Origin of the sequence: Lysinibacillus sp. NPDC093216, from assembly GCF_050280325.1 — a bacterium.
Taxonomy (GTDB): Bacteria; Bacillota; Bacilli; order Bacillales_A; family Planococcaceae; genus Lysinibacillus.
The window spans coordinates 16,983-27,520 of record NZ_JBNNVB010000019.1 but is presented as its reverse complement, the minus strand read 5'-3'; the positions used below and the strand labels follow the sequence as shown (position 1 = coordinate 27,520).

The following is a 10,538-nucleotide window of genomic DNA, read 5'->3' as shown; positions in this document are numbered from 1 at the left end:
GAGTGTATCCACCTAAATAGTGATTGGAGTAATGTATATGATTAATAGAAAAATGACATTAAAAGGGTTTTTGACTAATGAAGAATATGAAGGTGTAGTACAAAATGCAACTCAATATTCGGATATGTCACTTCCTGTATGGTACTTAGAAATTACTGGGAAACGTCTGTGTGAGTTATCAAACTTTGATTTGATTCGTTGTATTAGACAAGATGTTTTTATTGATTTAGCAACGTTTGAAATTATTGAAAGGATTGATGAACAGAACACACCTTTCTATGCTGATATTGATTCAATGGAATTGATGGAAAAATTGTCATCCATTAGTTCGAAAATGCTCTCAGCACATAAGAGTAAATTAGATAGAATGATTGTAAATGTTGAAGAGAACAACTTAATAGATTTAGCGGATGTTTGGATGTTCGATGAACAGAAGGGAACGTATCAGGGCTATATCAATATAATAAAAAATAAAATTAAATAATATTTTGGTGGGACACCCTAGTGCCGAATGAATCTATCATTCAATCAATAACACATATAACCCATGTAATACCTGTCAAGTTTGGTGCAGTAATTAATTGGAAATCAGGACAAGCTAGAACAAGGAAAATTCTATAATCAAATGATTGTAAAATATAAAAATGGTGTGTTTACATAGCTGGATGACGGGGCTAAATAAAAAAGGAGTTAAAGAAAAATGAGAGAAGAACTGATGAAAAGAATAGAATGTTTTCTTGAAAATCATCCTGAATTAAAAGGAATACCTGCCACGCTTAAAGAGATTGCGAAAGCAGAGGAAGAACTTCAAATAAAGCTAGATGATGATTATAAAGAATTTATTAAGCGATTTGGAGGCAGTTATGCAGGAATAGCAATTCATGCCTTTTCTAATGGTTCATCCATAGGTAATGAAACTATTATTAATTTGACGAATTGGTGCAGAGAATCATTTGAAGGAGATGAGTTTTCTCCTGAAATTAACAAAAGCTTAATTTTTTCTGATGATGGTTCAGGTAATCCAATAGCAATAAATGCTAATGGTGAAGTCGTAATATACTACCACGACTCAGGAGATAAAGAAGTATTATCGAAATCTTTTGGAAATTTCGTTGAGGAGAATTTTGCTGAATGGTAATTTATGAATTACTCCCAAGCAGTTAAATTAAATTTCGGATAACTTTATCCACTAATGAAATAGCCAGTTAATAATTATCCAAAAACATATGTATGAAGCTGTTAAAAGCCTACCTTACATGAGTTTACTTGCCTGCTGATACTTCTGGAAAACATAATTTAAGGTGTGGTTAATATGAAGAATATAAAATTGATTGACTTAAAAGAAAATATAGAACGCGGAGCAATACTAAGATGTAAGGGGAAATATCCCTATGAAGATTATGTAGATTTTATGGTTGTTGAGCAACAAAAACAGTACTCATTATTAGTTGCATCTGGATATAAAGCTGGCTTAACTTTTGTACATTTACCTCAAGAGTCAATTCCAAAAGATAATGAGGGATATGCAATAGATATTAAGTGGCTGAAATTAAATTGGAATAAGTGGGGATACATTGACTGTCCAATTGATGAAGTACACATTATATACAAAGACTCCCCTAACCATTTTTATGATATTTAAAAACCACATTAATCGCAAGATGTTTGTAGTCTTCATGGTTGGTGCTAGCATTTACATTTGTAGTTATTACGTATGGTTTTAAAAAAGAGCCATATGGATTATAGGGTACATAAAGATGATCCCGTTCATCGAGCAAATAAAATGGCAAAAGGAGCAAAAGAGGCTTTAGTGGAAGGAGGAATACCTAACAGTGCTATTACCTGTACGGGTTGAATTTTATGAAAGATAGTTTAAAGCAGTTTCTTGAATATGATGATTCTGATGAGGAGTTAGCATATTACATTAGAATGAATGCAGAGTGAAATGAAGAATCATTTATAAAAATGCAACAGTTGGTTAGGAAAGTTATAGAGGACTATTCAGATGATGATTATTATAATAAAACCTTTGTATATTATTGCGTGGAAATTATTAGAATAATAATAGGTACGATTTCACGTGAAGAATTCTGTAATACGTGGCCTGAGTGTTTTACACAAGAAAGTTATAAAGATTTTATAGCAGAGAGAATTGAGCAATTAAAGTTACTTCAGAAAGATTTATTTTATTAGGATGTTGTAGTAAAAGTAATGCCCCCCTGTATTAAAGGAATCAGCAATTGATTATAAACTATTTAAGATATTGCCGACCTGGAATAGGGAAACGTAGACTGAAATTATAGCGAAAGAAGTTTTGTTTCGGGTGAGGCGTTGTAGGAATTTTTCTGTTCGATCCTAAGAAGATTCGAACATTTACCCTGGGTGTTTAAATTAGCTGCAAATATTTATGTTGATGTTTGAAAACTAAAATAGCGTATCTTTTTTGATGTTGCAGCTTTAAATGTTCGTGAACCTAGATTAGGGATTTTATTATTGAATTTAGATATTCTGAAAGAGGTGGACATTAGTGGAGGAAAAGATTGAAAGCTTATTATACTACAAATGCGATAATATTGATTTTGCAAAAGGTAACGGACAATTATTTACAGAATTTGAGAATGGAGTTGCAACTAGGCAGATCAATATAATCAATAACGATATGTATATTTCTTCATCGTTGAACGATTGGAACGAAAATATTGGATTTTTATTGTACGATGGACATATCGATAGTTTAGACTTAAGTGATAGTATACCTATTACTAGATTAGAATTTGAAGGTAAGTGGAAAGAGGGAATTTTAGATCATGTTAACAAATCACAAATAAGTTACTTAAAAGGTGATGCTTCTCTTCCTTTAGAACAAAATACACTAATCATTCATGTTGTTAACCTATTAGGATTATGGGGAAAAGGCTTTGTTCTATCTCTATCAAAGCAATTCCCGCTTGCAAAAAAAGAATATCTAAAATGGTCTAATGACAAAGAAACATTTAGGTTAGGAGAAGTTCAGTTTGTATGTGTAGATCAACAGAAAACAATTTTTATTGCAAATATGCTTGCGCAAAAAGGTGTGAGAAAAAATTATAAAGATAGTACAACTTATATTGATTACGATGCACTTCGTTTATGTTTAAAAGAAGTTGCAAGATTTTCATTAATACATAGATTATCTATACAGATGCCTAAAATTGGTTCAGGGTTAGCAGGCGGGGACTGGAGAGAGATTGAAAAAATAATAAATGAGGAACTGATTTATAATAAAATTAAATTTAGTGTTTTTGAATTGTAATAAATAAAGAATATTAAAAACGTATGGGTATCTACGGAACAGCCGGTAGGATGTTGCTTTAGGTAAAGAAATGGAGGGCATAATGAGAACCAGATTAATAGAAACAACTGTTGGTGTAATAGATGCTAGAGATGCGTTGATTTTAAAAAAGCTCATTATGGATCGATTTCCAAGAGAAGTTGAACTTTCGTTAAATTTATCAACTGCGTTGGCATCAAATATTTCTACAGAAGAACGATGCATTGATATTTCTTTCATTTTTAAAAATGTAGTCAAGTTTGGACTTTGTGGTCTTGATTACTTTAACGAAAATTTATTGGATACATGTTTTTGTGAAGTGATTGATTCCGACTTTTTGAATCAGCAAAAGACATTAGTTGAAAAGGGGTTTAAGCATTATTTTCTTGAATGTTACGATGAGGTTATTGAAGTTGTGGCTCAAGAATACAATCTTATTTTGCCAGATGGACTTAGAATAGCTGATGAAAAAATGGATAAAAGCGTATAATTTTATAAACCACTACAATTATTTAACAAGAGCACAGAAATCTACAACATAGAAATGTGTAGCTTTGTAGGAAATTTTAAAACACATGTAAAGGGTATTATTCCATGGACATGTGTTTTTTCGTGTTTTGATTAACTGGGTTTATTCCTCCTTATCTCGGAACGATTACAGAAATAATTGTTAAATTATATATTAAGGTAAGCGTTTGTTTGAGCGCTTTTGAACAAGTATCTTGATTATGTAAGGTCGGGTGAATCGATTGCAAAGAATAAAGATGGTTCTGGTCTTGTTAAGAATGTAACAAGTTGTCTAGGTGAAAAAACGGGAGGTTTTAAGAATGTTAACTTTAAAGTCATTAAATTTTATATTCAAAATATCTACTACTGATTTAGAGTTGGTATATACAGAATCGGGTGGCGTGAGAATTGAAGTTGGTGCTATACCATTAAAGAGCATAGATAAAGAAAAATGTGTTAACATAGAAATTATTTTTTCAATTGTAGCCGAAGTTAAATGTGTAACGCTAAATTTCGATGAATCCAATTATAATGGTTTTTGTATTTCTAAGGAATCATCAAGTGGAAATCACTTGGAGAATGATGAAGAGATACTTCATCAGCCAGATTCAGGATTTTATGAAGTGATAGATTCTAAACATTTACAGGAAAATATAAAGAAGTACGACCCCAGAAATAGGTTGAATTTGAAACATTATATTGTTAAGGGATATGATAGCTATATTGAATTAATAGCATCGACGTATTCTGTCAACGAGCTAAATTGATTTGTATTATAGCCCTGCCGAATACGAACCAAATCTGACAGGATTGGTTCAGAAAATTCATCGTAAGGTAATCGTGGATACTTGTAAGGCATGTTAAAGATAGAAAAATTCTAAAGCACTGAAAAAACAGGATTATCCTTATCGGAGGTTAAAATTAAATGCACAAGTTAAGTAGGAACTTTGCGCTTAAATGTTATTCTATTAATAAAATATCAAGTTTATCTGAAAACGAAATAAAAGATAGACTTTGTGCTGATTACTTAGATGATAACGGAAATTCAATTGAATACAGTGATTTATACTCTGATGAAGTACAAAATTTTTTAATTAACTTCTATTGCGAAAAAATATTTGCTGGTGTTTCAAATGAATTTTTAGAAAAATTTATTAAAGACTGTTTCAAAGAAAATTATACTGTTATAGGCAAAGAAAAGGAATTATACAAATGTCACTGCTGTGGGTACTTAACATTAGAATCTAGAGGTGAGTATGATGTTTGCCCAGTATGTTTTTGGGAGGATGATGGCAAATCAGAAGCCTCTCAAGACAATTATAGTTATGCCAATGCTTCAACACTAAGAAACTACAGAGAGAGCAAACTCAAAGAAATTAATACAAATATAATTCCTTTTAAGAAAGGTTACGAGAATTCACAGTAGTTTCTCGCTGTAACTGAGGTTTCTATTTAGAAGCATTTTGAATGTTATTCCTATATAGTAACACCGGAGCAATATAAGCAGGAGTTGTCTAAAGTAAAAACAGAATGTACAAGGTGATAATAAAATGGAAATTAAACTAAATGGTTTTCAAGTATTTTTCGATTATGATTTAGATGACGAATTAGTTCAATTTGAAATGCAATCAAAAGGTTATTTATATGGTACTATTTTAAAAATAAATAATGAAAATGAATTCCAGATCAACTTTTATGATTCTACAAGGTTTAAGCAAGATGTAGATGATGAATTAAAAATGTATAGCTTCTTTTATGAGGAAAATGTTGTCCTAGTAGATAAAATCACCAAAGAGAAACTATTATCCGCTATTAATGATGTATTTTTGAGGGGAGTCTATAAAAAAATGATTCCAGTTACTCGGAAATAACAGAAAATTTAAATTAAACTGTTTAGCTATAGTTACACCTTATAAAAAAATTAAAAAGCAGGGCTACTTGTTTCAAGATGAAACTTAAAAGCATGTAAAGAAAAGTATTTAAGTCCTTCTTTACATGTGTTTTTTTAGAAATAGAAATGTATTATCTCGTATGTTGTGAGCCCGAAATACAAAAAATATGCGCATCTTTCCGGACCGCACAACGAATGTCCATCTATCTGAAATTTTTTTCGAATAGATGGCTATTTTGCACATGTGGCTTGGATATTTTTCGACCAAGGCATGTATTTATTTAAAATTTGGGGTTGCTGATGGATCGGTAAATTCGGCAGCTCCATCCTTAGTTTAACTAAATATTGATAGAAATCGATACCATTCGCTTTTGCTGTTTCAGCCAGACTCAAGCAGTGCATTCGCTTTAGCACCAGCTTCACTCACAGAAAAACGCCAGTTCTTTCGGCCAATCACATTAGGACGAATCGGATTTTCAACTGGATTATTATCAATTCCAATCCGACCATCGAACAGAGAAACTTTTAACCTATGTACACGATTTAATGTATTTTTGGAAACTTTATCCAAGGTGTTTTTTCCGAAGAATGGCGATTTATCTACCCATTCCTGAAACTTTTCGACAATCGGTTTTGATTGCTTTTGCTGTGCTTTACGACGCTTTCCTGGTGAGAGATGCTTATATTGCCGTTCTAAGCGATACAGTTGATCACAGTAATCCAAGCCGATTTTCCCATTTTTGCTATCGGCTTTCAGCCAATAACGTCGTATATGCGCCCAACAATTAGCGAATGAAATATTAGATAGCTTACCGTATGCTTATAAAATGCTATTTTTATCGCAATTATTGTCGAAATAATGTCGAAGATTGTAAAAAATAAATACAGTATTATAAATATCACTACTCATGATGATCTTATCTGTGTATAGTTGCATAAGATAAAATGAATAATATTCTACGATAGATGAAGGGGATTACTTTTAAATGGGAAAGAAAATTGCATGGGTTACAGATACAGCAGCATTGTTAGATGAAAAGTTCATACAGGACAATCAAATTCACGTATTACCACTTAATATAGTGTTCGAAGAAGGGGCTTTACGCGAAACTGTTGATATGACACATGATCAGTTTTACGAAAAGCTACGAAATGCTAAAAAAAATCCAAAGACATCACAACCTGCTATTGGTGAAGTTGTAGACTTATATAAATCATTAAAAGAACAAGGGTATACATGTGCAATTGCAATTCATACCTCTCAACATCTTTCGGGCACTTATCAAAGCACTTTCACAGCAGCTGGTCAAGCTGAATTTGAAGTATATCCAGTGGATTCAAAAATCGGGTCATTTCCGATGATGAAAATGATTAAACTCGGTCAGCAGTTAGAGCGTGAAGGTTTTGAACCTGGCTATATTGTTGAAAGAATCAATGAGATGGCAGATAACAGTGAGCTTTCATTTATTCCGGCTAACTTATCACAATTACATAAAAGTGGTCGAGTTTCAGGGACTCAAGCATTTTTAAGTAACTTGTTGAATATTAAAGTTGTCATATCATTTGAAGATGGGAAGCCCGTTATGAAAGAAAAAGTACGCGCTACGACTAGAGCTAAAACATATGTACAAAATGTTTTAAATACAGATCTAGAAAAAAGTATTATCCCTGAAGTTGCAATTATTCACTGTAATGATGAAGAAGGCGCAACCGCTTGGAAAAAAGCTTTAGAGAACGAATATCCGCTCATAAACTTCTCCGTATTACCACTAAGTGCTTGTGTAGCGGTTCATGCAGGTGAAGGAACGCTTGGTTTAAGTTGGGTACGTCTACCAGAGCTTGCACCACTTAAGAAAAAGAAAGCTGAATTAGTTACTATATAAAGAGTTGTCAGTGATCGGATCTAGTGTCACAGGGACAATTGTTAGTTTGGTAGTTGACATAAAGAAGCACCTCCTCTAATTGATACATTTATCGTACCGGAGATGCCTGGTTATTTATATGCGTTATTTGATTACGGGCTTACCGTATGTTTTTCTCTAATGATACATAAGAGTAGTTAATCGCTGTGATCAATGAAAAAGGCGAAGCGCATTAGTTTGAACATGATACGAAAAGGTAGATCATCAAGGAAATCGGTTTTCATGAGATTGAAAGAACGTATGAGCGAAGTTAGGCTAGATTGATTCAGAGAAATCAACGTCTTGCTATCATGTAAATAGGGATTGTTTGGTATTGATAGAGCAACTTACTTACTGGAAGTAGAGTTTATTGCCTTTTAGTTTTTAACTTTAGATATCAAGGGCAGTATATAGATGAGGAAATAGAACTCTATTCAACTGATTTCGCAATATCATATTAAGATAAATACGATTATTACTTTCCAAAAAATATGTAAAGAGGAGCCTTAAGCCTTTTCTTTACATATTTTTTTGCGTTAAAAATGGAATTGTTTTTTCGTGTATGTAGTGTTTATCCTCATCATCAGGTGAGTAGTACCTGGAGTTGTAGTAAAATGGGGTAATACCCATTTTTTGATCAATAAATACCTTTATATCAAGGCTTTTGATAGGAGCTCAGATTTTACTGCAGCATTTAAAGAAGCGGATATTAGTGCTATAGGATAAGGCACCAAGTAGCAAATTTTAATCCTAAAACAGGCGAGGTAACCATGCAATTAAGGCCACTTTGAAACATCAAGGGTCGGTTAAACAGTTCGAACATCATTTTGGATTTTTTGGTACGTATGAAGCTTCATATGAATCTGGATGGAGAAACAATGAATCTAGAAAAATGACATGTAAGTAGTAACTAAGGAGCGAAGAGAATGTTTATAGATTGTTCTACTCAACTAACAATAAACGACTTAAACGATGTTGAAATTACATTAGGATTTAATTTACCACAACAGCTTAAAGACCATTATTTACAATTTAATGGCGGGATTCCAGTTAAACCTTGTTATTATGCCCATGATATTGACATTGAAACGGAAATTGCCGAGTTTTCTCCAATAAAATATACAAATAGCTCAAGGCTACTAGAAGAAAGGTACCTAGATTTCATAAATAGAGATGCACTCCCAAAAAAATATCTCCCGTTTGCAAATGATTGGGGTGGAAATTTATTTTGTATTGATCTAGATAACGGAAGTGTTGTTCTTATATGGATGGACTTGGGGGAAGTTACAGAAAGAAGCATCAATTTTTTATCAAATAGCTTTGTTACCTTCATAAATAATCTTGAAAAATGTGAAGATGATTAATTCCAGAAGAGATAAAAAAGGGCCTTAGGTAAAGAAAACAGACAATTTAAACAGAGGTTATCGCTTTATCCTGTCTGTTTTTTCCTTCTGCTAATGAAGAACTCAGAAACAAACAGCGAAATGGGGAAAAGATTCCTTAAAGGTATAGCAAATAAACTAGGTCATATTTAATTGGAGGAAATCAATGATTTTAAATTTTAAGTCGACACCTTTAATCACTAGAACAGAAAGAAACTTTGATGCAAATGAGATCAATACCAGTTTACAAACGAACATACCTACGAGACTAATTGAGTTTTGGAATTTTTTTGAGGAAGTTACATTTGAAAACGGAATAAATATTTATGGTTTTAACATGGCAGTGGAAAGGAACGGGTTGTATGAAGTAAGTGTTTATGCAGCAGATTATATTTTGATAGGGGATGATGGTGGAGGTCAAGGAGTGTTTTTAAAAAAGAATAGCGACCAACTAAACGTATTCTATCAAGATTTGGGTGCATTGTCGTCGCCTTTATATTCTTTAGATATTGATTTTTTTACTTGGCTTGAAAATAATCCTGTTATAGATGAAGAAGATGTTCCTTCAGTCGAACTTGATTTGATAGATGAGGTAAAAGTGTATGTTGTCAGAGTACCAAATGATGCAAATAAATTTATTATGGACATAAGAAAATGCTTTAATTTGAAACTTTCTATAAAAGATATTAGAGAAAAACTGAATGGTGTACCTTTTTTAGTGATCCAAGATATCACACTTATGAAGTATGGAAAAACAATTGAAATTTTAAATCAAAAATACAATTGTTTAGAGGTTCACAATTCAAAGAATGTGATTTTAATTAGTCCAGTAAAAAATTAAGCAAATGGCCTTCCTTAAGAAATAGAGTAATGTATAGAGAGCCAACGCTAATAAAATTAAGAGCTCCTTCCTTACATGTTGTAAAATTTGAGGAGTCTATTCCATGACCTCAAAATCATCCGCCAAATGTATCTGAAGTCTAAAAAAGCTTTTCTAGTAAAGGGAATGGTGCATGAAAGGTTAGTTGTATAGGTGAAAGGCATTGGAGGTGTTTGTCCTGGATAAAGAAGAAAATATCCACGGTTTTGATAATTATTTAAATGATGAAAAGGTATATGAAGCTTTAGAAAAATATTGGATGGATAACTTTTTTAAGTGGCTAGATACAGAAAATATTAATAAGAGCGATTGGTTAAGCCCATTTTATAAAACCACTTTCAGTAATGGGAAAAAAGTGATGGATGGAAACCCAATATTCTCAGCGAGATCTAAAAAAGATGGGAGAATAATAAGGGTTATTCAAGAAAATCCAATTGAAGGGGACGTATTTACCTCTTGGAGAAATAGTACTGTTGATGCCAAAGGTACTCTGAATGAATTAGTAATAGTTTGTACATTAAATAATGATAATTTGAAAAAGGCAAAAGGGATAATAATTAGCTGGATTGTTGGATGACTTTAATATTTTGATGGAATTTAAATATAAAACTTTCAAAAAGGTATGTAAAGAAAATATTATACCGGTAGACCATCGAATAAGCAGTTG

Annotated in this window: 12 protein-coding genes and 1 pseudogene; 12 read left to right on the top strand and 1 reads right to left on the bottom strand. The window is 32.3% G+C overall.

Features of this window, described 5'->3' with window-relative positions; genetic code table 11:
• The first annotated feature begins 37 nt into the window (after positions 1-37).
• The 8 genes from ACQKOG_RS18590 to ACQKOG_RS18555 all read left to right on the top strand — a co-directional run bounded on the left by ACQKOG_RS18590 (position 38) and on the right by ACQKOG_RS18555 (position 5,688).
• A complete protein-coding gene (locus tag ACQKOG_RS18590; protein WP_370079753.1) occupies positions 38-484 on the top strand; it encodes a contact-dependent growth inhibition system immunity protein in 447 nt (148 codons plus the stop codon).
• Positions 485-700: 216 nt separating this feature from the next.
• A complete protein-coding gene (locus tag ACQKOG_RS18585) occupies positions 701-1,138 on the top strand; it encodes an SMI1/KNR4 family protein (RefSeq protein ID WP_370079755.1) in 438 nt (145 codons plus the stop codon).
• A gap of 174 nt (positions 1,139-1,312) precedes the next feature.
• Complete coding sequence (imm45, locus tag ACQKOG_RS18580) at positions 1,313-1,642, top strand: Imm45 family immunity protein (RefSeq protein ID WP_370079757.1); 330 nt, start codon at positions 1,313-1,315, stop codon at positions 1,640-1,642.
• An 885-nt stretch (positions 1,643-2,527) separates the two neighbouring features.
• Positions 2,528-3,292 carry a hypothetical protein gene (locus tag ACQKOG_RS18575; protein WP_370079759.1) on the top strand — a complete coding sequence of 255 codons (765 nt, stop codon included), beginning with the start codon at positions 2,528-2,530 and terminating at the stop codon, positions 3,290-3,292.
• A gap of 82 nt (positions 3,293-3,374) precedes the next feature.
• Positions 3,375-3,800, top strand: a complete 426-nt coding sequence (locus ACQKOG_RS18570) for a hypothetical protein (RefSeq protein ID WP_370079761.1) — start codon at positions 3,375-3,377, stop codon at positions 3,798-3,800.
• A 337-nt stretch (positions 3,801-4,137) separates the two neighbouring features.
• Complete coding sequence (locus tag ACQKOG_RS18565; protein ID WP_370079762.1) at positions 4,138-4,584, top strand: hypothetical protein; 447 nt, start codon at positions 4,138-4,140, stop codon at positions 4,582-4,584.
• A 158-nt stretch (positions 4,585-4,742) separates the two neighbouring features.
• Positions 4,743-5,243 carry a CPCC family cysteine-rich protein gene (locus tag ACQKOG_RS18560; protein WP_370079764.1) on the top strand — a complete coding sequence of 167 codons (501 nt, stop codon included), beginning with the start codon at positions 4,743-4,745 and terminating at the stop codon, positions 5,241-5,243.
• 124 nt (positions 5,244-5,367) lie between these two features.
• On the top strand, positions 5,368-5,688 hold the full coding sequence (locus ACQKOG_RS18555; protein ID WP_370079766.1) for a hypothetical protein: 321 nt from the start codon (positions 5,368-5,370) through the stop codon (positions 5,686-5,688).
• A gap of 251 nt (positions 5,689-5,939) precedes the next feature.
• Here ACQKOG_RS18555 and ACQKOG_RS18550 read toward each other — a convergent pair.
• A pseudogene (locus ACQKOG_RS18550) lies at positions 5,940-6,528 on the bottom strand (IS66 family transposase); the annotation flags it as partial.
• Positions 6,529-6,694: 166 nt separating this feature from the next.
• Between ACQKOG_RS18550 and ACQKOG_RS18545 the strand changes: the two are divergent.
• The 4 genes from ACQKOG_RS18545 (at position 6,695) to ACQKOG_RS18530 (ending at position 10,448) form a co-directional block, all read left to right on the top strand.
• Complete coding sequence (locus tag ACQKOG_RS18545) at positions 6,695-7,591, top strand: DegV family protein (protein ID WP_323646460.1); 897 nt, start codon at positions 6,695-6,697, stop codon at positions 7,589-7,591.
• 944 nt (positions 7,592-8,535) lie between these two features.
• Complete coding sequence (locus tag ACQKOG_RS18540; protein ID WP_370079768.1) at positions 8,536-8,973, top strand: SMI1/KNR4 family protein; 438 nt, start codon at positions 8,536-8,538, stop codon at positions 8,971-8,973.
• A gap of 184 nt (positions 8,974-9,157) precedes the next feature.
• Positions 9,158-9,832 carry a hypothetical protein gene (locus ACQKOG_RS18535; protein WP_427447851.1) on the top strand — a complete coding sequence of 225 codons (675 nt, stop codon included), beginning with the start codon at positions 9,158-9,160 and terminating at the stop codon, positions 9,830-9,832.
• A 202-nt stretch (positions 9,833-10,034) separates the two neighbouring features.
• Complete coding sequence (locus ACQKOG_RS18530) at positions 10,035-10,448, top strand: hypothetical protein (protein ID WP_370079772.1); 414 nt, start codon at positions 10,035-10,037, stop codon at positions 10,446-10,448.
• Positions 10,449-10,538: the final 90 nt, after the last annotated feature.